The 22,714-nt window shown below is 72.7% G+C and carries 16 protein-coding genes; 6 read left to right on the top strand and 10 right to left on the bottom strand.

The annotated features are described in order from the left end of the window. Positions 1 to 113: 113 nt before the first annotated feature. The 3 genes from IE267_RS37080 to IE267_RS37070 all read right to left on the bottom strand — a co-directional run bounded on the left by IE267_RS37080 (position 114) and on the right by IE267_RS37070 (position 7,544). Positions 114 to 1,856 (bottom strand): pyruvate dehydrogenase, encoded by a 1,743-nt coding sequence (locus IE267_RS37080; RefSeq protein WP_189766279.1) that lies wholly within the window; start codon positions 1,854 to 1,856, stop codon positions 114 to 116. A 27-nt stretch (positions 1,857 to 1,883) separates the two neighbouring features. Next, positions 1,884 to 3,620 carry a protein phosphatase 2C domain-containing protein gene (locus IE267_RS37075; protein WP_189766278.1) on the bottom strand — a complete coding sequence of 579 codons (1,737 nt, stop codon included), beginning with the start codon at positions 3,618 to 3,620 and terminating at the stop codon, positions 1,884 to 1,886. 144 nt (positions 3,621 to 3,764) lie between these two features. Continuing rightward, the gene (locus IE267_RS37070) at positions 3,765 to 7,544 is read right to left on the bottom strand and encodes a S8 family serine peptidase (RefSeq protein WP_189766277.1); all 3,780 of its coding nucleotides are present in this window, start codon (positions 7,542 to 7,544) and stop codon (positions 3,765 to 3,767) included. Between the two features lie 213 nt (positions 7,545 to 7,757). Here IE267_RS37070 and IE267_RS37065 point away from each other — a divergent pair, with 213 nt between their 5' ends. The 3 genes from IE267_RS37065 to IE267_RS37055 all read left to right on the top strand — a co-directional run bounded on the left by IE267_RS37065 (position 7,758) and on the right by IE267_RS37055 (position 9,845). Beyond that, positions 7,758 to 8,738, top strand: a complete 981-nt coding sequence (locus tag IE267_RS37065; protein ID WP_167156062.1) for a helix-turn-helix domain-containing protein — start codon at positions 7,758 to 7,760, stop codon at positions 8,736 to 8,738. Between the two features lie 162 nt (positions 8,739 to 8,900). Continuing rightward, entirely contained in the window at positions 8,901 to 9,383 is a 483-nt protein-coding gene (locus tag IE267_RS37060; RefSeq protein WP_189766276.1) for a DUF456 domain-containing protein, read from the top strand. A 78-nt stretch (positions 9,384 to 9,461) separates the two neighbouring features. After that, positions 9,462 to 9,845, top strand: a complete 384-nt coding sequence (locus IE267_RS37055) for a PPOX class F420-dependent oxidoreductase (protein ID WP_167152659.1) — start codon at positions 9,462 to 9,464, stop codon at positions 9,843 to 9,845. 71 nt (positions 9,846 to 9,916) lie between these two features. Here IE267_RS37055 and asnB read toward each other — a convergent pair whose 3' ends face one another. From asnB to rsgA, 4 genes are all read right to left on the bottom strand, one after another. Further along, on the bottom strand, positions 9,917 to 11,758 hold the full coding sequence (asnB, locus tag IE267_RS37050) for an asparagine synthase (glutamine-hydrolyzing) (RefSeq protein WP_161246769.1): 1,842 nt from the start codon (positions 11,756 to 11,758) through the stop codon (positions 9,917 to 9,919). Positions 11,759 to 12,042: 284 nt separating this feature from the next. Continuing rightward, complete coding sequence (locus tag IE267_RS37045) at positions 12,043 to 13,143, bottom strand: calcium:cation antiporter (protein ID WP_161246771.1); 1,101 nt, start codon at positions 13,141 to 13,143, stop codon at positions 12,043 to 12,045. Between the two features lie 42 nt (positions 13,144 to 13,185). Continuing rightward, positions 13,186 to 14,577, bottom strand: coding sequence for a bifunctional transcriptional activator/DNA repair enzyme AdaA (locus IE267_RS37040; RefSeq protein WP_189766288.1), 1,392 nt, complete (start codon positions 14,575 to 14,577; stop codon positions 13,186 to 13,188). Between the two features lie 388 nt (positions 14,578 to 14,965). Next, complete coding sequence (gene rsgA / locus IE267_RS37035) at positions 14,966 to 16,111, bottom strand: ribosome small subunit-dependent GTPase A (protein WP_189766275.1); 1,146 nt, start codon at positions 16,109 to 16,111, stop codon at positions 14,966 to 14,968. 525 nt (positions 16,112 to 16,636) lie between these two features. Here rsgA and IE267_RS37030 point away from each other — a divergent pair. Together IE267_RS37030 and IE267_RS37025 are read left to right on the top strand one after the other, a co-directional pair. Further along, positions 16,637 to 18,385 (top strand): ABC transporter permease, encoded by a 1,749-nt coding sequence (locus tag IE267_RS37030; RefSeq protein ID WP_189766274.1) that lies wholly within the window; start codon positions 16,637 to 16,639, stop codon positions 18,383 to 18,385. A 27-nt stretch (positions 18,386 to 18,412) separates the two neighbouring features. Beyond that, positions 18,413 to 19,831 carry an ABC transporter ATP-binding protein gene (locus tag IE267_RS37025; RefSeq protein ID WP_189766273.1) on the top strand — a complete coding sequence of 473 codons (1,419 nt, stop codon included), beginning with the start codon at positions 18,413 to 18,415 and terminating at the stop codon, positions 19,829 to 19,831. Between the two features lie 54 nt (positions 19,832 to 19,885). Here IE267_RS37025 and IE267_RS37020 read toward each other — a convergent pair whose 3' ends face one another. Next, positions 19,886 to 20,290, bottom strand: coding sequence for an ArsR/SmtB family transcription factor (locus tag IE267_RS37020; protein WP_167152664.1), 405 nt, complete (start codon positions 20,288 to 20,290; stop codon positions 19,886 to 19,888). Positions 20,291 to 20,388: 98 nt separating this feature from the next. Here IE267_RS37020 and IE267_RS37015 point away from each other — a divergent pair, with 98 nt between their 5' ends. Then, positions 20,389 to 20,781, top strand: a complete 393-nt coding sequence (locus IE267_RS37015) for a VOC family protein (protein WP_189766272.1) — start codon at positions 20,389 to 20,391, stop codon at positions 20,779 to 20,781. On the opposite strand, the gene IE267_RS37010 is transcribed toward IE267_RS37015, so the two are convergent. Next, a complete protein-coding gene (locus IE267_RS37010; protein ID WP_167152666.1) occupies positions 20,721 to 21,443 on the bottom strand; it encodes a helix-turn-helix domain-containing protein in 723 nt (240 codons plus the stop codon). The genes IE267_RS37015 and IE267_RS37010 overlap by 61 nt on opposite strands. Before the next feature lie 37 nt (positions 21,444 to 21,480). Next, complete coding sequence (locus IE267_RS37005; RefSeq protein ID WP_189766271.1) at positions 21,481 to 22,707, bottom strand: YihY/virulence factor BrkB family protein; 1,227 nt, start codon at positions 22,705 to 22,707, stop codon at positions 21,481 to 21,483. Positions 22,708 to 22,714 lie beyond the last annotated feature (7 nt).

Raw genomic sequence — 22,714 nt, 5'->3', positions numbered from 1 at the left:
TGTTGACGACCCGAGTGAAGGCGAGGACGCACGGGGCGGGCGGGGCGGTTCCGTGCGGTCCGGTGGAGCGCGGGCGTCCGCTTCTCCGTGGCCGGGACGGGGCGCGAGGGCCGTCAGGGCCTCGGCACGTTGCGGAGGTTGGAGCGGGCCATCTGGAGCATGCGCCCCACTCCCCCGTCCAGGACGATCTTGCCGGCGGAGAGCGCGAAGCCCGACACCATCTCGGCGCTGATCTTCGGCGGGATGGACAGGGCGTTGGGGTCGGTGACGATGTCGACCAGGGCCGGGCCCCTGTGCCGGAAGGCGTCCTTGAGCGCACCCGCGAGCTGTTTGGGCTTCTCGACCCGCACCCCGTACGCTCCGGCCGCCCGCGCGATCGCCGCGAAGTCGGGGTTGTGGTTGGTCGTCCCGTACGAGGGCAGACCGGCGACCAGCATCTCCAACTCGACCATGCCGAGCGAGGAGTTGTTGAAGAGCACGACCTTCACGGGCAGGTCGTACTGGACCAGGGTGAGGAAGTCGCCCATCAGCATGGAGAAGCCGCCGTCGCCGGACATCGAGACGACCTGACGGCCGCGGTCGATGAACTGGGCGCCGATGGCCTGCGGCAGCGCGTTCGCCATCGAGCCGTGGCTGAACGAACCGATGATGCGGCGCCTGCCGTTGGGCGAGATGTAGCGGGCCGCCCAGACGTTGCACATGCCGGTGTCCACCGTGAACACCGCGTCGTCGTCGGCGAGTTCGTCCAGGACGGACGCCACGTACTCGGGGTGGATCGGGACGTGCTTGTCGACCTTGCGGGTGTACGCCTTGACCACGCCCTCCAGGGCGTCGGCATGCTTCTTCAGCATCTTGTCGAGGAACCTGCGGTCCGTCTTCTCCTTGACCCGCGGTGTCAGCGAGCGCAGGGTCTCCTTGACGTCGCCCCACACCGCGAGGTCCAACTTCGAGCGGCGGCCCAGGTGTTCGGGCCGCACGTCGACCTGGACGATCTTCACGTCGTCGGGCAGGAAGGCGTTGTACGGAAAGTCGGTGCCGAGCAGGATCAGCAGATCGCACTCGTGGGTCGCCTCGTAGGCCGCCCCGTACCCGAGCAGCCCGCTCATGCCGACGTCGTACCTGTTGTCGTACTGGATCCATTCCTTGCCACGCAGCGCGTGTCCGATGGGCGACTTGATCCGCTCGGCGAACTCCATGACCTCCGCGTGCGCCCCGGCGGTGCCGCTGCCGCAGAACAGCGTGACGCGCTTCGCCCCGTCGATGAGGGCGGCGAGCCGGTCGATCTCGGCGTCGCCGGGCCGCACCGAGGGCCGGGACGTCACGAGGGCGTGGTCGATCGGCTTGTCGGGGGCCGGCGCGGAGGCGATGTCACCGGGCAGCGCCAGGACGCTGACCCCGCCGCGGCCGATGGCGTGCTGGATCGCGGTCTGCAGCACGCGGGGCATCTGCTGCGGGTTCGAGATCAGCTCGCTGTAGTGGGAGCACTCGCGGAACAACTGGTCGGGATGGGTCTCCTGGAAGTAACCGAGGCCGATCTCCGAGGACGGGATCTGCGAGGCGAGGGCGAGCACGGGGGCCATCGAGCGGTGTGCGTCGTACAGGCCGTTGATGAGGTGCAGGTTGCCGGGCCCGCACGACCCGGCGCACGCGGCCAGCTTCCCGGTGAGCTGGGCCTCGGCGCCGGCCGCGAAGGCGGCGACCTCCTCGTGCCTGACCTGGATCCAGTCGATGGCGGGGGTGCGGCGAATGGCGTCGACGACGGGGTTCAGACTGTCACCGACGACTCCGTACAGCCGCTTCACGCCGGCGCGGGTCAGGATGTCGACGAACTGCTCTGCAACGTTCTGCTTGGCCATGGGTCCATCAACCCACGGCCTTCGCCGTTACGCCTCCCAGACCGCGACCGCCGTACGGTCGTCGGCGTACCCCTTCACCCGCAGCTGTACGTCGGCGAGGAACGCGGCGAGGCCGGGCGGCTCGGGGGCGGCCCAGCGTTCGGCGAGTTCCTTGGCGAGGGCGGCCTCGCCGCGCAGGGGCTCGGCCAGGCCCCCGCTGCACAGCAGCAGGGTGTCGCCCGGTCGGGCCACCGAGGCCCTGAAGCGGAACGGTTCGCCCGGCGGCGGGGCGGGCGGGTCGATGTAGGGGCGGACGGGCTCGACGGTGCCGAGGTCCATGGTGAGACGGTCGCCCTCCGGGGTCTCGGCGGGCGGCGAGCCGAAGCCGACCACCGGCTCGCCGCGGGCCTGTCCCGGCTCGGGCACGGCGGGCTCGATGTCCTGCCACACGCCGCCGCGCAGCCGGAACAGACCGCCGTGGCCGACGCCGAAGAACACCCGGGTGCGGCAGGCGGGATCGGCGGACAGCAGCAGACAGCGCAGGTTCGCCGTGTACTCCTCCGGCTCGGCGCCGAGCTCGGCGGCGCGGGCCCGCAGCATGCCGTAGCTGCGGTCGGTGAGCCGGTGCAGGCCCGACTTGAGGTCGCCGCGCCGGCCCGCCCTGATGTCCTCGGCGAGGCGGACCTGGCTGCGGCCGATGGCACCGCCGATCCAGTGACAGGCGTCGGCGGCGGCGAGCTGCGCCCGCTCGCTGGTCCGTACGCCGCTGGCCACGGCGACCAGGACCAGGGCGTTCTCGCCGGTGCCGAAGCGGGCGGTGAGCAGTGCGTCGCGGCGCGGCTCGCCCCGGTAGCGGGCCGAGTCCCCGCGCGAGGAGACGGCGCGCAGGACGTACGCGCCGTAGCGGGCGCCGTCGAGGACGGTGTCGGCGACGAGGTCGTCCAGCTCGTCGGGTCGCGCGACGGGCAGCGCGGTGGGCTCGGCGTCGTAGGTGGGCGGCCCGTCACCCACATGGCCGGTACGCGGCCGGGGTACGGGCGCGAACCGCTCGGGCGGCGCGGTCACGGGCGCCGCGAACTGCTCGTCGGGCGCGGTGGCGGGCGGCCCCGAGGCGCCGGTGGCGGGCGTGCGCAGACTGCTCGGGGCGTTCGCGACGCGCTGCCCGTCCTCGGCGCCGCGGGGCGGCTCGGGCGGTGCGGTGACCGGCGCCGTGCCCGGCCGGGCCGGGGGCCGGTCCGCCGGGTCCGGCGCCGCCTCCTCCGCCCAGCCCGGCGGCAACTCGGGCACGGGTTCCGTCGGCGGCGGCGGGGCCGCGGGCACGGACTCCCACCAGGCGGCGGGCCTGCGCGGCCCGGCCGCGCTCTCGGGCGGCTCCCACGGAGCACGGGGGCGGGACTCGGGGGCGGCGGGCGGGGCGGGTTGCGCGGCCGATGGCGATGCGGGCGATGCGTCCGGGGGCGGGGCGGGTTGTGCGGTGGGGCGTTCCGGTGCGGCCGGGGGAACGTGGGGTTCCGGGACCGACGCCTTCGGTACGGAAGTCTCGGGTACGGGCGGCTTCGATGCCGCAGGCTCCGGTACGGGCGGCTTCGCTGCGGCAGGCTCCGGTACCGGTGCCTGCGGTGCGGGCGCCTCCGGGGAGGGTGAACCCACCGTGTCCGACGCCGAGTTGAAGCGGTCGTCGAGGCTGTCGCGCGAACCGTCGGGACCGGCGTCCGGGGCCGACTCGTCGTACAGCCGGTGCCACCAGTCGTCGTCCCGGGTCGGCCTCTCCCCCTGCTGACTCATGCCCTTATTGTCCACCGCCGGAGGCATACGAAAACGGGGCATCGGGAAAATGTGCTCAACGGACAAGTGTCGCAACGACAGAAAAAGTCCGCCGGGCGCCCCCACCCCCCACGGGGAGGACACCCGGCGGACCGCCTTCGTGGATCAGCGCACCGCGTACGCGTTCACCACGGTCTGGGTGACCGAGTTGCCGTTGGCGTCGGTCAGTTCGGTCTTCAGCGTGACGTCCTTCGCGGCCGCGCCCGCATGGTTCACCGTGGCGGTCCAACTTCCGCCCTGGAGACGCGACTTGGCCTCGGTCCAGGTGGTTCCGCCGTCGTAGGAGTACGACAGCTTCGCCGAGGTCAGGGCGGCGGGGGTGTAGCCCGCGTGACCCGTGGCGGTGAGGACGATCTTCTGGCCGTCGCTCGCCGGGACCGTCTTGAGGCCGTCCTCGGGGATGCCGTAGTGCGGGAAGAGCAGCGGGATGCCCTGCGAGTACACCTGGTCGTCGAGGTGCGAGCGGAACTTCCAGCTCGTCACGACTTCCTGGGACCGCTTCCAGACCGAACCCGAGGGCCCGATCTTCTGGTTGTCGCTGATGAGCTCGTACGCCGCGTCGTCCGCGGGGACGGTGAAGACCCCCGACGGCCAGCCGGTGCTGTCGTAGTCCTCGCCGTTGCGGCGCAGCAGCAGGGAGCCGATGTCACCGAACGAACCCGGCTGGGCGCTGTGCCGGGAGTCGCTCCACATGCCCGGGGCGAAGCCCATCAGGTTGCCCTGGCGCTCGGCGGCGAGCAGCGGCTCGCCCGTGGCGTCCCGTCCGGCGTCGGGGCCGACGACCCCGTCGTACCAGCTCTCGCTGGTCTGCTTGCCCGCCCGGTACGCCTTGGCCGGGGACAGCATGAACTCGCCGAAGGGGAAGCTGGACGAGACGAAGTGGTCCCAGGTCGTGGTGCCCGCCGTGTAGTACTCGGTGCGGGTGGAGGGGACGGCCACCAGGTCGATGCCGGAGACGCTGACGGGTCCGGCGCCGTTCGGGCGGTAGGCGGCGACGCCGTCGACGAAGTCGGCCGGCACGCCCATCGAGTGGTACGTCGAGACGTTGCGGCCCAGCTGTGCGTCGCGCACCCGGTAGGTGCGGTCGGAGCCGATGCGGCCGTCCTCCTGGAAGCCGAGGTTGTAGACGTAGCCGCTCTTCGCGGTGGCCTTCCAGCGCAGGGTGACCGGGCCCGCGGACAGCCGGTCGGCCAGCGCCTTGGCCTCGGTGGCCTCGACGGCGAGGGTGGGCAGCGGGCCGCCCGCGAAGCCGTACGTGGGCAGCCAGCGGCCGGCCGAGGGGCGGTGCACGACGAGCGCGGTGGCGCCCGCGGCCTTGGCGTCCTTGCCCAGGGTCAGGACCGAGGCGTCGTCGTCCGGCACCGCGACGAAGGCGATCTTCCCGCTGACCCCGGCCGCCTTGAGCTCGTCGGGGCTGCCCTTGCCCGCGTCGACGAGCTGGGCCCGGCCGGTGCCGTCGAGGTTGTCGGAGCCCACGCTCGCGGTGAGCGGGTGCAGCTCCGGGCCGCCGACCGCGCCGAGCGTCTCGAACTGCGGGGCGTAGGCGCGCCAGTAGCTGCCGAACTCGAAGTCGCCGGTACGGGCGTCGCCCTGGACGTCCGCGAAGTAGTCCTGGATGAGACGGGACCCGCTGATCGAGCCCGAGTGCAGCCACTGGCCGCCCCAGGAGCGGGCGAAGTCCAGTGTCGTGGTGCGGACTTCACTGGGCTTGTCCGTCTTCACCGCGAGCCGGTGGGCCTTGCGGGCGTCCAGGACCAGGGTGGTGTCCTTCTTCAGGTCGAGCTGCGGACGGCCGAGGTAGCTGACCGAGCCGATGTTCGCGCCGGTGGCGTCCGCCGGGTCGGCCGAGGCGACGAACGACGACACGAAGTAGGCGCCGGGGCGCAGCCGGTAGACCTGGTCGGCGGCGCCCTCGTTGAAGCGGCGCTCACCGGTCGCGGTGTCGGTGCCGATGACGTCGAGGGACGAGGGGCCGGCGGCGGGCTTGCCCTGGCGGTCGACGAGCTTGACGCGCAGGGTGACCGTCTCGGGCTCGACGTACAGCGAGAACGGGGTGGAGACCTTGACACCGTTCGCCGTGGCGAGCACGCGGCCGGTGACGTCACCGTACTGGGCGGCCTTGAGGCGGGCGGTGGGGTCGACGGCGAGCGGCACCTTGACGGTGGCTCCGGCCGGGACCGTGACCGAGCGCGAACCGAGCCTCGCCACACCGGAGTTGACGGCCGAGCCGTCGTTTCCGGTGACGCCCGCGACCGTGAGGTCGAGCTTCACGGACTTGCCGGAGACGTTGGTGTAGGGCACCTGGACGGTGGTGCGGTCGCTCTTGTCCTGCGGCCAGTCGAAGGTGCCGCCCTGCACGGCGGGCGCGCCGAGCACGGTCTCGTCGATGGCGGCCTTGACGTCGAGGCGACCGCCTCCGGTCTCGCGCACGTCGCCGGGTATGCCGCTGTTGGCGGAGGAGACGAGCGCGGCCTTGATCTGCTGCGCGGTCCAGTCGGGGTGGCGCTGCTTGACGATGGCGGCGGCGCCCGCGACGTGCGGCGTGGCCATCGAGGTGCCGGACATCGTCTGGTACGCGTAGACGCCCCGGCCGCCCGCGTTGGCGGCGGAGATGCCGACGCCGGGGGCGGTGATCTCCGGCTTCAGGGTGTGCGTGAAGGGGGCCGGGCCGCGGCTGGAGAAGCTCGCGGTGGTGTCGTCGCGGTCGACGGCGCCGACGGTCAGGACGCCGGGCGCGCAGCCGGGCGAGGACACGGTGTTCAGGGCCGGTCCCGAGTTGCCGGCCGCGACGACGAACAGCGTGTGCGTGGCGCTGGTCGCGAGCTCCTGTGCGGCGGTGCTCATCGGGTCGGTGCAGTCGGTCGGGACGGGGCTGCCGAGCGACATGGAGACGACGTCGGCCTTGTTGTCGACGGCCCACTGCATGCCGGCGATGATCCACGAACTGTCGCCGGAACCCGAGTCGTTGAGGACCTTGCCGACCAGCAGGTCGGTGCCGGGTGCGATGCCCTTCTTCTTGCCGTCGCTCGCCGCGCCCGAGCCGCCCACCGTGGAGGTGGTGTGGGTGCCGTGGCCCTGGCGGTCCTCGGTGTCGGGCGAGTCGGTGAAGTTCTTGGAGGCGGTGATGCGGCCCTTGAGATCGGGGTGTTCGGCGTCCACACCGGTGTCGAGGACGGCGACCTTGGTGCCCTTGCCGTCATATCCGGCGGCCCACGCGAGGTCGGCGCGGATCTGCTTGGCCGACCGGTCGAGGGAGGCCGTCACCTTGCGGTCGAGCCACAGCTTCTTGATCCCGGAGGCCGACCGGGTCCGGGAGTTGGTGACGTCCGCCCACACCTGGGCGGCCTTCGTCTTGTCCGCGCTCAGGGCGATCCCGTTGACGGCGGGCAGACTCAGGCCCGCCTTGGCGCCGCGCGGCACGGCCGGGGCCGCCGAGCGCGTCGCGGCGTCGCCGTACACCGCGATGAGCGGCAGCGACTTGGTGTGCGCGTCGTCGTAGCCCTGGCGGATGAGCCCGGAGACGTTGAAGAGTTCCTCGTCGACCCGGCCGGCGGCGAGCGCCCCCGCCGCGTCGTCGGGGTACACGTACAGCTCGTTCCCCGACCGCCTGGTCTGGACGAGCGGTACGGAACCGTCCGCGCGCGGCAGCGCGGTGACGCCGGTGGGCGTGCCGGAGCCGTCCCTGCTCACCACGACCTTGTCGCCGGTGACGAGGGTGACGGTGGCCGGTGTTCCCGTGCTGCTCGCGGCGCTGCCGACGAGCGGTCTCTTGGCGGTGTCGGCTGTGCCGTCGGTTCGTGGCGCTGCCACGGACGGCGCCACCGCGGTGACGGCGAGGGCGGCGGCGGTCGCCACCCCCAGTGCCGTACGCGATATCGGGCGCATCGCTCTCCCCAGATCAATCCGGAACAAAAGGCACCCGCGCCGGAAGTGCGCAAATGCCCTGTATCCAGAGGCTGTTGGTGCTGCGGTGGCTCGACATTGGCAGAGCGGCGGCCGATCCGGGGATGATGTTGTGCGGCGGGTTTGCGCCGGGGCGGTTTCCCGCCAGCGCGCAGGTGAGGGCCTGGACACAGGCTTCGAGGGAGGCGGTCCGTGGTGCTGGGAGCGATAGGTCTCGACGAGACGCAGGAGTCGGCGTACCGCGCCCTGGTCGCGGTGGGCGCGGCCGAGGTGAGCGACCTCGCGCACCGGCTCGCGCTGCCGGAGAACGAGACCGAGCGTGCCCTGCGCCGTCTGGAGCGGCACGGCCTTGCCGCCCAGTCCTCGGCCCGTACCGGGCGGTGGGTCGCGGCGCCGCCCGGGGTCGCGCTCGGCGCGCTGCTCACCCAGCAGCGCCACGAGCTGGACCAGGCCGAGCTGGCGGCGGCGCTGCTCGCCACCGAGTACCGCGCCGAGGCGGCCGAGCCGGCCGTGCACGACCTGGTCGAGGTGGTGACCGGGGCGAGCGCGGTGGCCCACCGCTTCCACCAGTTGCAGCTGGGCGCGGCCGACGAGGTGTGCGCCCTGGTGACGGGCAAGCCGGTCGCGGTCACGGGGATGGACAACGAGTCCGAGGAGCGGGCCTCGATCCGCGGGGTGAGCTATCGGGTGGTGGTCGAGCGCGAGGTGCTCTCACTGCCCGCCGGGATCGTCGAGCTGTCCGCCGCGCTCGGCCGGGACGAGCAGGTGCGCACGGTGGAGCGGGTGCCGACCAAGCTCGTCGTCGCGGACCGCGCCTTGGCGATGGTGCCGCTGACCGGGCGCGGCGCCGAGCCGGCCGCGCTCGTGGTGCACGCCAGCGGGCTGCTCGAATCGCTGATGGGCCTCTTCGAGGCGGTGTGGAAGGACGCGCTGCCGCTGCGCCTGGGCGGCGGGGGCCGGGGCGTGTTCGAGGAGGGCCGGGGCCCGGACGCGACCGATCTGGAGATCCTGTCGCTGCTGCTCGCCGGGATGACCGACGCCAGCGCCGCCAAGCAGCTGGATCTCGGCCTGCGGACCGTGCAGCGCCGGGTCAAGGGCCTGATGGAGCTGACCGGCGTCACCACCCGCCTCCAGCTGGGCTGGCACGCCTACGAGCGGGGCTGGGTGGCCCGCTGAGGCCCACGGCGAACCCGCGGGACCCGCCCGTTTCCCGTGTCGCTCGGCGGGGCCGGAGGCAACGGCACCGCACTGCGGCCCGCGCCGTCTCCCGCATCCTCGGCGGGGCCGGGGCAACCGCGTGGAACTGCGGGAACGCCGCGTTTCCTGCACCCTTGGCAGATGGGTGTGTGGCAGCTCCTCGCGGTCGGGGCGGTGATGCTGATGGGCCTGTGCGGCGTGCTGGTCCCCGGCGTTCCCGGGCCGGCGATCGTATGGGCCGCCGTGGCGTGGTGGGCGCTCGACGACACCACCGGCCTCGCCTGGGCCGTCCTGGCCGGGGCCACCGGCGTACTTCTCCTGAACCAGGCCCTCAGACCCCTGCTGCCGCCGCGCCGCTTCAAGGGGGCCGGGGTGTCGAAGCGCTCGGTGCTGACGGCGGGCGCGGCGTCCGCGGTGGGGTTCTTCGTGCTGCCCGTGGTCGGCGGGATCGCCGGGTTCCTCGGCGGCCTGTACGGCGCCGAGCGGATGCGCCTGGGCAGCCGCGCGGACGCCGTGGCCTCGGCCCGTACGGCGCTGCGCGCCGGCGGCTACTCGGTGATGGCCGAGCTGTTCGCCTGCCTGCTGGTGGCCGGGGCCTGGCTGGGCGCGGTGGTCTGGGGCTGAACGGGCCCGGGGACGGTCCCCGGGGCCTGGGGCCACCTTCCGATGACGAGGTGGCGGCGGGCATGTGAGGGTGACCCCATGAGCGAATTCAGCGAGGCCGAGCGTGTGTACCTCAAGAGCCAGCGGCTTGGCCGGCTCGCCACCGTCGACCGGAAGGGCCAGCCGCAGGCCAACCCGGTCGGCTTCTTCCCACAGGACGACGGCACGATCCTCATCGGCGGATACGCGCTCGGCACGACGAAGAAGTGGCGCAACCTCCAGGGCAACCCGAAGGCCGCCCTGGTGGTCGACGACGTCGTGAGCGTGCGGCCGTGGAAGGTGCGCGGCGTGGAGATCCGCGGTACGGCCGAACTCCTCACCGGTCCGCACGAGTTGGGACCGCACTTCAGCGAGGAGATCATCCGCATCCACCCCGACAAGATCCACAGCTGGGGACTGGACGACCTGCCGAGCCGCGACTAGCGGGAGGCCGAGCCGCAACTGGCGAGCGCCCGAGCCGCAGTTGAGCGACCCGGGCACCAACTCCGTTGCCGCTAGGCCAGCTTCACCTCCGGCTTGTACAGATCGAGCCAGATCGCCAGGTCCAGGGTGCGCTCCAGACCGCGCCGCGAGGCCTGGTGGATCTGCGGACCGCTCACTTCGGCGGCCCGGCGGAGCCCTTCGCGGTCGACGAGGTCGAAGACCGGGTGCGAGGGCTGGGCGAGCAGGTCCTTGGCGTGCCCCTGGAGGGCGATGGCGTACTTCGGGTCCTGGGTCGAGGGGTAGGGGCTCTTGACCCGGTCGTACACGGACTGCGGCAGGACGTCCCTGGCCGCCTCGCGCAGCAGGCTCTTCTCGCGGCCGTCGAAGGACTTCACCGACCAGGGCGCGTTGTAGACGTATTCGACGAGCCGGTGGTCGCAGAACGGCACCCGCACCTCCAGGCCGACGGCCATGCTCGCGCGGTCCTTGCGGTCGAGCAGGATGCGCACGAAGCGGGTGAGGTGGAGATTGCAGATCTTGCGCATCCGGTACTCGAAGTCGCTCTCGCCGTCGAGGCGTTGGACGCCGGCGACGGCGGTGTCGTAGGAGTCCTTGACGTAGGCGGGGACGTTCAGGGCGGCCGTCAGGTCCGGCCGCAGCAGGCCGGAGTCGTCGCCGAACTGCTCGGCGAACTTGACGAGCCAGGGGAACGTGTCGGCGGCCCGCGCGTCCTCGTCGAAGAACTGCTTGTAGCCGCCGAAGACCTCGTCCGCGGACTCGCCGGACAGGGCGACCGTGGAGTGTTCGCGGATCGCCTTGAACAGCAGGTAGAGCGAGGCGTCCATGTCTCCGAAGCCCATGGGGATGTCGCGGGCCCTGATGACCTTGGCCCGCACCTCGGGGTCGGCCAGTGCCTGGGCGTCCAGGACGATGTCCTGGTGGACGGTGCCGGAGGTGCGGGCCACGTCGTGGACGTAGGGGGTGTCGGGGGTGGCGCGGAGCTCGTCGGCGACGAAGTTCTCGGTCTGGCCGACGAAGTCCACCGCGAAGCTGCGCACTTGGTGGCCCACTTCGCCGAGCTGCTGGGCGGCGAGCGCGGTGAGCGCGGAGGAGTCGAGGCCGCCGGAGAGCAGCATGCAGCGCGGCACGTCGGCTATGAGCTGGCGGCGGACGATGTCGTCGAGCAGCTCGCGGACGTGGGCGATGCTGGTGGCGCGGTCGTCCTCGTGCGGACGGGTTTCGAGCGTCCAGTAGGTGTGGGTGCGCAGGCCGCCGCGGTCGACGGTGACGACGGTGCCGGGCTCGACCTCCTTCATGCCGTCCCACACCGCGTGGCCCGGCGTCTTGACCATGGTGAACAGCTCGCGGAGTCCGTCCAGCGAGACCGAGCGGCGGGCCAGCGGATTGGCGAGGATCGCCTTGGGCTCGGAGCCGAAGAGCACGCCGTCGGCGGTCTCGTAGTAGTAGAAGGGCTTGATGCCCATCCGGTCGCGGATCATGACGAGGCGCTGGACGCGCTCGTCCCAGATCGCGAACGCGTACATGCCGTTGAGGCGTTCCGCGACGGCCTCTCCCCATTCGAGGTAGCCGTGCAGGACTACCTCGGTGTCGGAGTCGGTGGTGAACCGGTGCCCGCGGGCGGCGAGTTCGGCCTTGAGCTCGGTGAAGTTGTAGGTCTCGCCCGAGTAGACGAGGGCGACGGTCCGGCCGCCCGCCTCGACGCTCATGGGCTGGCGCCCGCCCGGAAGGTCGATGATCGCGAGCCTGCGGTGGCCGAGCGCGGCCGGCCCGTTGGCCCACACGCCGCGGTCGTCGGGACCGCGGCAGTCCATCGTCTCGGTCATCGCGTCCAGGGTGTCCCGCTCGGCGCGCAGTTCACGTTCGAAGGAGATCCAGCCGGTGATGCCACACATGGTGCCTCCTGCTTGGCCTCTTCGACCGGAGGGGGGACGTTCCACCGGCCGAATCAGATGTATTGAGCAACTACCTACCTTTCGATCGTGTGACTCGGCAGGGTCATCCGTCAACACGTCCGTAACACAGGTGGCTTGAATGCAGCGCCCAGTCGGCCGGAACGCACGGGGAACGTATACGAACAGAACACGAACAGGGCGTGCAGGGACCGCATACGGCCGGACGGGCGGGCATCGCGGGCACCGCGCGGGCGGCGGGTGCCGCACGGGGCGTCCACCAGGGGCTACGGGCTGACCGCGAGCACGATGTACGCGGCGAACAGCGAGAGGTGCAGCCCGCCCTGCATCAGGGTGGCGCGGCCCGGTACGACGGTCAGGATGCCGACGGTGACCGTCAGGGCGAGCAGCACCATGTGGCTGGCGCCGAGCCCGAGCACCAGCGGGCCGGACAGCCAGATGGTCGCGAGCGCGACGGCCGGAATGGTGAGGCCGATGCTGGCCATGGCCGAGCCGAGCGCGAGGTTGAGGCTGGTCTGCACGCGGTCGCGCCGGGCGGCCCGCACGGCGGCGATGGTCTCGGGCAGCAGCACGAGAAGCGCGATGACGACACCCACGACGGAGGCGGGCAGGCCGGCCGCGGCCACCCCCCGCTCGATGGTCGGCGAGACCCCCTTGGCCAGGCCCACGACCGCGACCAGCGCGACCCCGAGCAGCGCGACACTGGTCCAGGCGGTGCGCGCGGAGGGCGGGTTGGCGTGGTCGTCGTCCCGCATCACCTCGCCCTGCTGGGTCACCGGCAGGAAGTAGTCGCGGTGGCGCACGGTCTGGGTCGCGACGAAGAGTCCGTACAGGAACACCGAGGCGATCGCGGCGAAGATCAGCTGGGCGGGCGAGAACTCGGGGCCCGGCTTGCTGGTGGTGAAGGTCGGCAGGGCGAGGCTCAGGCCCGCCAGGGTGGTGACCGTCGCGAAGGCCGTGACGGTGCCCTCGGCGTTGAACACGGCGAGCCTGCGCCGCAGGGCGCCGACCAGGAGGCAGAGCCCGACGATGCCGTTGCACGTGATCATCACGGCGGCGAAGACGGTGTCCCGGGCCAGCGAGGCGCTCTTGTCGCCGCCGTCCGACATCAGGGTGACGATCAGGGCGACCTCGATGACGGTGACCGCGACCGCGAGCACGAGCGATCCGAACGGCTCGCCCACCCGGTGCGCGACCACCTCCGCGTGGTGCACGGCGGCCAGCACCGCACCGGCCAGGAAACAGGCGACCACGGCGACGAGCCAGGCGGGCAGCGACCGCCCCCACGTCAGCGCGAGCAGCACGAGGGCGAGCGGCGGCAGCAGCGCCGACCAGCGGTCCAGGGGCAGGCGCGCGAGACGGATCATGTCTTCGACGTTCGCAGAAGTGGCCCGGCCCCGCCCGTCGGACTACTGCGGCCCGGCGGTCGCCTGCCGGTTCCGGGCCGCCGCGAGCGCGAGGTGGCGGCGCGCGTAGGAGCGCCAGGGCCGCCAGGCCTCCTCCCCGTCGGCGCCCACGTCCGGGTCGCCGAGCGCACGCGTGCGGATCACCTGGACGGTCCCCTCGTCCAGGCCGGGCAGCCCCCGCAGCACCCGTTCGGCCTCCTCGCGGTCGGCGCCGGCGTCCAGGCGCAGGGTGGCGTCGGCGAGCGCGGTCGCCAGCGCGGCGAGGCGCGGGTCGGGGTGGGCGGCGAGCAGGGCGGGCTCGGGGAAGAGGTGGGTGAGCGCCCCGCAGGGCGCGTCGAGGCGTTTGCCGTACGTCTCGACGAGGCCGGCCGCCGCCTGCGGCCCGACCAGCGCCCGCACCGCGCACTCCTCGGGGTCGGCGGCGCCGGGCGAGCGCAGGCCCGGGGTCCGCGCGACGAGCGGGGCGAGCCCGGGGTCCGCGCTCAGCCGTTCGTCGACGGCGTACGGGTCCGCGTCCAGGTCGAACAGCCGGCGCAGGCGCTGAACGGCGGTGGTGAGGTCGCGCAGATCGGTGAGGTGGATCCGGGCGTCGAGCCAGCCCTGGCGGGCCGTGGTGTGCGCGGGGGCGGCCTCGTCGACGGCCACGACGGCAGTGCCGTGGGGCAGCCGCAGGGTGCGCCGGTAGACGCGGGTTCCGCTCTCGCCGACGACCTCCTCGACATGCGCGACGGCCTCGTCCGCGAGGAGGTCGAAGGTCTCCTTCACGGCGTACGCGCCCCGATGGGCGAGCCGCAGCGGGATGCCGGCGCTCGCCGCGACACCGGGTCCGGCGGCCCGGGTCCCGGCCTCCTCGCGCAGGCCGCTGGGGGTACGGGCGTAGATCTGCCGGATCGTGTCGTTGAACTGGCGCACGCTGGCGAAGCCGGCGGCGAAGGCGATCTCGGTGACCGGGAGCGGGGTGGTCTGGAGCAGCACGCGCGCGGTGTGGGCGCGCTGCGCCCGGGCGAGGGCGACGGGGCCGGCGCCGACCTCGGCGGTGAGCTGCCGCTGCACCTGCCGGGTGCTGTAGCCGAGCCGGGTGGCGAGCCCCGGCACGCCCTCGCGGTCGACGACGCCGTCCCCGATCATGCGCATGGCCCGGCCGACGACATCGGCCCGCGTGTTCCACTCGGCCGACCCCGGCGCGGCGTCCGGGCGGCAGCGGCGGCACGCCCGGAAGCCGTGGCTCTGGGCGGCGGCGGCGCTGGGGAAGAACCGGACGTTCTTACGGCGTGGGGTGACGGCGGGGCAGCTCGGCCGGCAGTAGATCCCGGTCGTCGCCACGGCGAAGAAGAACTCCCCGTCGAACCGGGCGTCCCTGCTGCTGACCGCCTCGTACTGCGCGTCTGGGTGCATCACGCCTTCCAGTGTGCGCGGTCGCCTGCGGGGTCTCTGGCGGCATTCGGACACCTAACCCTCGCGGGCCGGCCCACCCCCTGGATGCGGCCCCGCCCCCCGCTCCACCGCAGTCCGGCCGCGCCCCGACCGGACCCACTCGCGCAGTTCCCCGCGCCCCCAACCCCGATCTCGTCCTCGCGCCGTCCCTGGCCGGTCGCGCGGTTCCCCGCGCCCCTGAAAGCGCCGGGCGCAACGGCATCCTCAGCCCGTCATGGGGTCCCCCCAGGCCCTTGAGGCCTGGGGGGAGTTCGAGGACGAGCGCCCCTCAAGGCGCGAACGGGGTCCGGGGCGGAGCCCCAGGGGGCCGGAACCAACCGACCCCGGGCCGGGGCGGGCACCCGAGGGCTCAGCGCAGGCGGCCCCGCTTCAGGGCGCCGTTGGCACGGCCCTCCGCGCCCTTCGCCTTCCAGTCCCGCCGGATCTCCGCCCGCAGCCGCGCGTCCGTCTTCGCCACGATCCGCTGGTTCTCGCGGAGCAGCTTGCGGTAACTGTCCAGGCGGCGCACGGCCAGCGAACCGTCCTCGATCGCGGCCAGCACCGCGCAGCCCGGCTCCGCCTCGTGCGCGCAGTCGTGGAAGCGGCAGTCGGCGGCCAGTTCCTCGATCTCGGCGAAGACCTGCCCCACCCCGGACTCCGCGTCGTACAGGCCGACCCCGCGCAGACCGGGCGTGTCGATGAGCACGCCCCCGCCCGGCAGCACCAGCAGGTTGCGAGTGGTCGTGGTGTGGCGGCCCTTGCCGTCCACCTCACGCGCGGCCTGCACCGCCATCACCTCGTCCCCGAGCAGCACGTTGGCCAGCGTGGACTTGCCCGCACCGGACTGCCCGAGCAGCACGCTGGTGCCGCCCGCGACGACCGCGGCCAGGGCCTCGACGCCCTCCCCGCCGGTCGCGCTGACCGGCAGCACCTGGACCCCGGGCGCGGCCGTCGACACGTCCTGGACGAGGTAGGACAGCCCGACCGGGTCGGGGACCAGGTCGGCCTTGGTGAGCACGACGAGCGGCTGGGCCCCCGACTCCCAGGCCAGCGCGAGGAAGCGCTCGATCCGGCCGAGGTCGAGCTCGACGGCGAGCGACACCGCGATGATCGCGTGGTCGACGTTGGCGGCGAGGATCTGCCCCTCGGAACGGTTGGACGAGGTGCTGCGCACGAACGCGGTGCGCCGCGGAAGGTACGTACGGACGAACTGGGGATCGCCGACCGGCTCGACGGCCGCCCAGTCGCCGGTGCAGATGACCCGCATCGGATCGTGCGGGGTGACGAACGCGGTGTCGGCGCGCAGCGTGCCGTCGGCGGTCACGACGTCGCACTGGCCGCGGTCGACCCGTACGACCCGGCCGGGCACCAGGCCCTGCGCGGCGTACGGGGCGAACTCCGCGGCCCAGGCGTCGTCCCAGCCGTACGCGGCGAGGGGGCGCGAGGGAGCGGAGCTGTTGACCCCGGAGGTGGAGAACTCGGAGGTGTCCTGCGGGGAAGCGAACGAGGAAGACAAGGGGAACCCTTCGAAGGGCGGCCCCGGCGCCACGCGCACAGGCGTGGTGGAAGAAGTCGGTCAGCCGGAGACCGCGGGCATGGTGTGGATGGACTTCGGGATGCGGGCAGCGCCCTTCGCAACGACAGCCATCGTTCACACCTCCCCAACCACGTCTCGGTACCGGCGACGACGTTGCGTCGCCCCGCTCGAACAGTCCCGACTTTAAATGCACCGGGACCGACGGCGCCAGCGAATAAAGCGAGTTGGGGCCGGCCCGGAACCCCGCCCCGCTCCCCCGGAACGCACCCACCCCCTTATTTGCGTATGAGCGCAAGAAGCGGCAGACTGCACGAGTCGCTGGAAACCGCATCACCGAAGGGGGCAGCCATGGACGCGGAGCCTCCCAGTCCGCAGCGCCCCACCGGGCGTCGCTGACCCTTCCTCACCTCTTTCTTTCTCACCACGTCGGGCACCGCCGCGCCGGGGTGCGCGGTCGCGCCTCCGGGACTCCTGTGTCCACAGTGTGGTCGGAGGTTTCTTGTGATGTCGTTCCGGACGAGCAGCCCCGCACCGCGGGTCACCTCCCGCTTCGCAGGGCGCCTGGCCCGGCTGAGCTGGGTCGACGCGGTGGTCGCCGCGGCCGTGCTCGTACTCTTCTACGTCGTGCTCCAGGTCGGCCACGGCACCACGGTCCGGTTCTCCACCGATCAGTCGATCAAGGTCGACACCGATCCGGCCCAGCTGCCCTACGACGCCGCGCGCTCGCTCCTGCGCATGTTCATCGCGCTCGCCGCCTCGCTGGTCTTCACCTTCGTGTACGCGCTGGCCGCCGCCAAGAGCAGGCGTCTGGAGCGCATCCTGATCCCGGCACTCGACATCCTCCAGTCGGTGCCGGTGCTCGGCTTCCTCACCGTCGCCGTCAGCGGGTTCATCGCCCTGTTCCCCGGCTCCATGCTGGGCCTCGAATGCGCGTCGATCTTCGCGATCTTCACCTCGCAGGCCTGGAACATGACGTTCGGCTTCTACCACTCCCTGACCTCGCTCCCGCGTGAACTCGACGAGCTGTCAAGGTCGTTCGGGTTCACGCGGTGGATGCGGTTCTGGAAGGTCGAGCTGCCGTCCGGGATGATCAGCCTGGTCTGGAACGGGATGCTGAGCTTCGGCGGCGGCTGGTTCTTCCTCGTCGCGTCCGAGGCGATCAGCGTCAACAACAAGGACTACGCGCTGCCCGGGGTCGGCTCGTACGCGGGTGCCGCCATCACCGACGGCGACCTCGGCAAGATCGGCTGGGCCATCCTCACGATGGCCGTGATGGTCATCGGCGTGAACTTCGTCTTCTGGCGACCACTGACCGCCTGGGCCGAGAAGTTCAAGAACGAGCAGTCCGAGGCCGGCGAGATCCAGCGGTCGGTCGTCCTGGACTTCCTGCGCCGCTCGCACTGGCCCCAGCTGCTCGGCAAGGCGTTGCGCCCGCTGGGCCGGGGCCTGAGCCGCGCGGGCCGCGTCTTCGGCACCGACGACCGTCCGCTGAGCGTCGACGGGGCACGCCGGCGCACCGGGGACATCACGTTCACCGTGGTCGCGGGCGGCCTCATCCTGTGGGGCCTGTTCGACCTCGGCCGTTACCTCCACGACCAGACGGGGCTCGGCGTCTTCGGCGAGCCGCTGCTGCTCGGCCTCGCCACGCTGGCCCGGGTGGTGGTCCTGGTGGCCGCGGCCACCGTCATCTGGGTGCCGATCGGCGTGCGGATCGGCTTCTCGCCGCGCCTCACCCGCATCGCCCAGCCCGTCGTGCAGGTGCTCGCGAGCTTCCCCGCCAACTTCCTCTTCCCGCTGGCCGTCTGGTTCTTCCTGAAGACGGGCCTGTCCATCAACATCGGCGGCATCCTCCTGATGGCGCTCGGCGCCCAGTGGTACATCCTCTTCAACACCATCGCGGGCGCCATGTCGATCCCGAGCGACCTGCGCGAGGCCATGGACGACCTGGGCGTACGCGGATGGCAGCGCTGGAAGCGGCTGATCCTGCCCGGCATCTTCCCGGCGTACGTCACCGGCGGCATCACCGCGTCGGGCGGCGCCTGGAACGCCTCGATCGTCGCGGAGGTCGTCACCTTCGGCGGCACCACCCTGACGGCCACCGGCCTCGGCGCCTACATCGCGAAGGCCACCGCCTCCGGCGACTTCCCGCACCTGCTGGCGGGCGTGGCGGTGATGAGCCTGTACGTCGTCGGCCTCAACCGCCTGCTGTGGCGCCGCCTCTACCGGCTCGCCGACACCCGCTTCGCCCTCTGACACCCCTGAACCTTCCTGGAGCCCCCCATGGTTCTGAACGCCCTGCGCACCCTGCGCACCGCACGGCACGCCGTCGCCCCGCGGGCGCCCCGCCCGGCCGACGGTGAGGTCCTGCTCGAAACGGTCGGCCTGACCAAGGCGTACGCGGGCGCCGACGGCGAGCTGCCCGTGCTCGGCGGCATCGACCTCCAGGTGCGGGCCGGTGAAGTGGTCGCGCTGCTCGGCAAGTCCGGGTCGGGCAAGTCGACGCTGCTGCGCTGTCTGGCCGGGCTCGTGCCGCCGAGCTCGGGCACGGTGTCCTACCGGGGCGCCCCGCTGACCGGCGCCAACCCGGGCACCGCCATGGTGTTCCAGACCTTCGCGCTGCTGCCCTGGCTGACCGTGCTGCAGAACGTCGAACTGGGCCTGGAGGCGCGGGGCGTACCGGCGGACGCGCGGTCGCAGGCGGCCCGCCAGGCCATCGACCTCATCGGGCTCGACGGCTTCGAGTCCGCCTACCCCAAGGAGCTGTCGGGCGGCATGCGCCAGCGCGTCGGCTTCGCCCGGGCCCTGGTCGTCGAGCCCGACGTCCTGATGATGGACGAGCCGTTCTCGGCGCTCGACGTGCTGACCGCGGAGAACCTGCGCGGCGAGCTGATGGAGCTGTGGGAGTCGGGCCAGTTCCCGACCCGGGCGATCGTCCTGGTGACCCACAACATCGAGGAGGCGGTCCTGATGGCCGACCGGATCGTGGTGCTCGGCTCCCGGCCCTACGGCACGATCCGCGAGACGTTCGAGGTGGGTCTGGAGCGACCGCGCGACCGTGACGCGCCCGCGTTCGAGGAGCTCATCGACCGGGTCTACCGCACGATGACGGGCCGCGTGAAGGAGACCCACGGGGCGGGCCCCAGCTCCGTCCGGGGCGGTCAGGCCCCGCTCCCGGGCCGCCCCGAAGGCCTCGGGCCCGACCGGCGCACCCCGGCCAACACCCCGCTGCCGGGTGCGAGCGTGGACGGCCTGTCGGGCCTGGCCGAGATGGTCGCCCACCGCGGCGGGAGCTGCGATCTGGCGGACCTCGCCGACGATCTGGGCCTGGAGATCGACGACGTACTGCCCCTGGTCGACGCCCTGGACCTGCTCGGCTTCGCGGTCGTCACCGGTGACGACCTGGTCCTGACCGACCGGGGCAGCACGTTCGCGGGCGCGGACGTGCGCCGGTCCAAGGAGATCTTCGCGGAGGCCGCGGTGGACGCGCCCCTGGTCCGCCTGATCACCACCAGCCTGCGCCAGAGCCCCGAGTCCGCGCTGCGGGCGGGCTTCTTCCGGGACGTCCTGGCCCACCACTACACGAGCGAGCAGGTGACCCAGCAGCTGGAGACCGCGACGGACTGGGGCCGTTACGCCGAGCTGTTCGGGTACGACGCGGAGCGCGAGGAGTACGGGCTCGACGACAGCGCCGCGGCGTAGCCCCGGCCCGGCGGGCGCCTCCCGGTTCCCCGGGCCCCTGAAAGCCGGCCGGACCTAGTCGGTGACCGGACGTGGGGCCCCGGCCCTGCGGGTGGCCCTGGCCGGGGCCGGCTCGGCCGCCGGGACGGGGGCGGTGGCAGCGGTGGCGTCCGGCGATACCGCCAGGGCCACCACGGACGCCTCCTCAAGGAGCCCCCGCACCCCCGGGTGAGCCGCGCGGTAGAAGATCCGGGTGCCCTCGCGCCGCGAACTGACGAGCCCGGCTGCGCGCAGCTTGGCCAGGTGCTGCGAGGTCGCGGCGACATGCGCGCCCAGGATCTCGGCGAGCGCGCTCACCGGCAGTTCGGCCCCGCCGAGCGCCCACAGCAGGCGGTACCGCGAGGGGTCGGCCACCGCCTTCAGTACGGCGACCGCCCGGTCGGCCCGCTCCGCGTCCCAGCTGTCCATTTGCGCTCCCATGCAAATAGCGTAACGGGGGCACGGGGTGCCGCGCACGGCCGACCGCCGTGTCCGTTTCGTTCAAGACCCGCGCCCGGCGTGCTGCCTACGGTGAGGCCATGACTCCACGACTCGACGCCATCGGCCTGGTAGTGGCCGACATGGCCGCATCCCTCGCCTTCTACCGCCGCCTCGGCCTGGACCTCCCGGCCGACGCCGACACCCAGCCGCACGTGGAGTGCACGCTCCCCGGCGGCACCCGTGTCCTGTGGGACACCGAGGACACCGTCCGCTCCTTCGATCCCGGCTGGAAACGGCCCGAGGACGGCGGCCGCACCGGGCTCGCCTTCGCCTGTGACTCGCCCGCCGAAGTGGACGCGGTGTACGAGTCGCTGACGGCCGCCGGACACCACGGGCACCTGGAGCCCTGGGACGCCTTCTGGGGCCAGCGCTACGCGACCGTCCACGACCCGGACGGCACGGAGGTGTCGCTGTTCGCCGCCTTGGCGTAGGCGGTCAGCGTCATCCCGGCGAGCGCGCGCATCTCGCGGGCGAGGTGCGCCTGGTCGGCGCACCCTGCGACGAGGGCCGCCTCCGCGTACGGCACGCCCCGCGTCACCAGGGCGAGGGCGCGCCGCAGGCGCAGGATGCGGGCCAGCGTCTTGGGTCCGTAGCCGAAGGCGTCCAGACAGCGCCGATGCAGCTGACGGGCGCCGAGCCCGGCCTCGGCCGCGGTGGCGCCCACGCTCCACCCGGCGGCCAGGCGCGCCGAGACCGCCCGCGTCAGCGGGTCCTGCGGGGGCGCCTTCGCGAGGACCGCGGCTTCGAGTGCGGCGGCCGGCTCGGCCGCGTCCCCGACGCGCAGCGCGAGCGAGCGCACCTCGGCGCCCGGCCAGAGCGCGTCGAGCGGGACCCGGGCATCGCGCAGTTCGTGGGCCGGGACGCCGAGGAGCGCGGGAGCGGCGCCGGGGGCGAAGCGGATCGCGGCGTAGTGCGTGCCGGGAGGCGCGTCGGGGACGTGGGCACGGGTGTCGGGGCCCGCCACCAGGAGGCGGCCCTCGCACCAGAGCAGGTCCATGCAGCCGTCGGGCAGCACGGGCCGGGGCGCGCCGCCCTCCACGGTCCGGGTCCACAGGACGGCTCCGGACAGCCGCGAGGGCCGCTCTCGGTACATGCTTCGAGGGTAGTGCGCCGGCGCGGCGGACCGCCGGTCAGTCCTGGTCGCGCGGGGACTTCTCGTGGCCGCGCGGGGGCTTCTCCGGCGCCTTGTCCGATGTCTTGTCCTGCGGCTTCTCCTCGTGCTTGCGCACGGTGTGCAGGCGGGACTTGACGTCCTCGGGGGGCAGGAACTTCGACCAGCGCTCGGGGAATTCGGACGGCATGCCCGGGTCGCCCGCCTCGTCCGCGTCCTCCATGTCCTCCATGCCGTCGAAGAGCATCGCCTGCATCGGCTGGGAGCGGGCCACGATCTGCGCGGCCTGCGCGGCCTTGACCCGCTCGCCGGCCTCGCGGGCCGCGGCCGTGGCGACCGAGGGCCAGACGCGGTCGATGGCGGCGTTGACGGCCGCGCCGACCAGCACCGCGAACGCCGAGATGCCGATCCACAGCAGCACCGCGATGGGGGCCGCGAGCGAGCCGTAGATGGTGGGCCCCTCCACCGTGCTGGTCAGGTAGATCCGCAGCAGGAACGAGCCGAGCACCCACATCGCCAGGGCCACGAGCGCGCCCGGCACGTCCTCGATCCACGGCGAGCGGACCGGCACCGAGACGTGGAAGAGGGTGGTGAGGAAGGCGATGGACAGCAGGATCATCGTCGGCCAGTACAGGAAGCTGATCACGTCCGTGCCCCACGGAATCCACTCCACCACCCGGTCCGGGCCGACCACCGCGAGCGGCAGCACGACCGCGCCGATCAGCAGCGCCACGACGTAGAGCACCAGCGAGAGCGCCCGGGTCTTCACGATCCCGCGGTGCCCGTCCAGCCCGTACATCACGGTGATGGTGTCGATGAAGACGTTGACCGCGCGCGAGCCCGACCACAGCGCGATGGCGAAGCCGATGGAGACGATTTCCGGGCGTTTGCCCTTGGTGACGTCGTCCAGGAGCGGCTGCGCGAACTCGTGGACCCCACGGTCGGACAGCACGGTTCCGGCCGCGTTCAGGATGTTCTGCTCGATGCTGGCGACCGTGTGGGTGCTGGTCCAGCCGTCCACGTAGCCGAGCAGCGCGATGACACTGAGCAGCAGCGGAGGCAGGGAGAGCAGCGTGAAGAACGCGGCCTCGGCGGCCAGGCCGAGAATGCGGTACTCGACGCAGGAGTTGACGGTGTCCTTGAGGAGCAGCCAGCCCAATTGCCGCTTGGAGACGTTGCGGTAGAGGACGCGGGCCCGATGGAGGCGGCCGGATGTCCGCTCGGGTGTTTCATTTGCTGGCTGCACGTCCTTA

The organism is Streptomyces xanthochromogenes (assembly GCF_014650455.1).
GTDB lineage: Bacteria > Actinomycetota > Actinomycetes > Streptomycetales > Streptomycetaceae > Streptomyces > Streptomyces xanthochromogenes.
The sequence above is the reverse complement of the archived record's forward strand: the minus strand, read 5'-3'. Positions and strand labels throughout refer to the sequence as shown.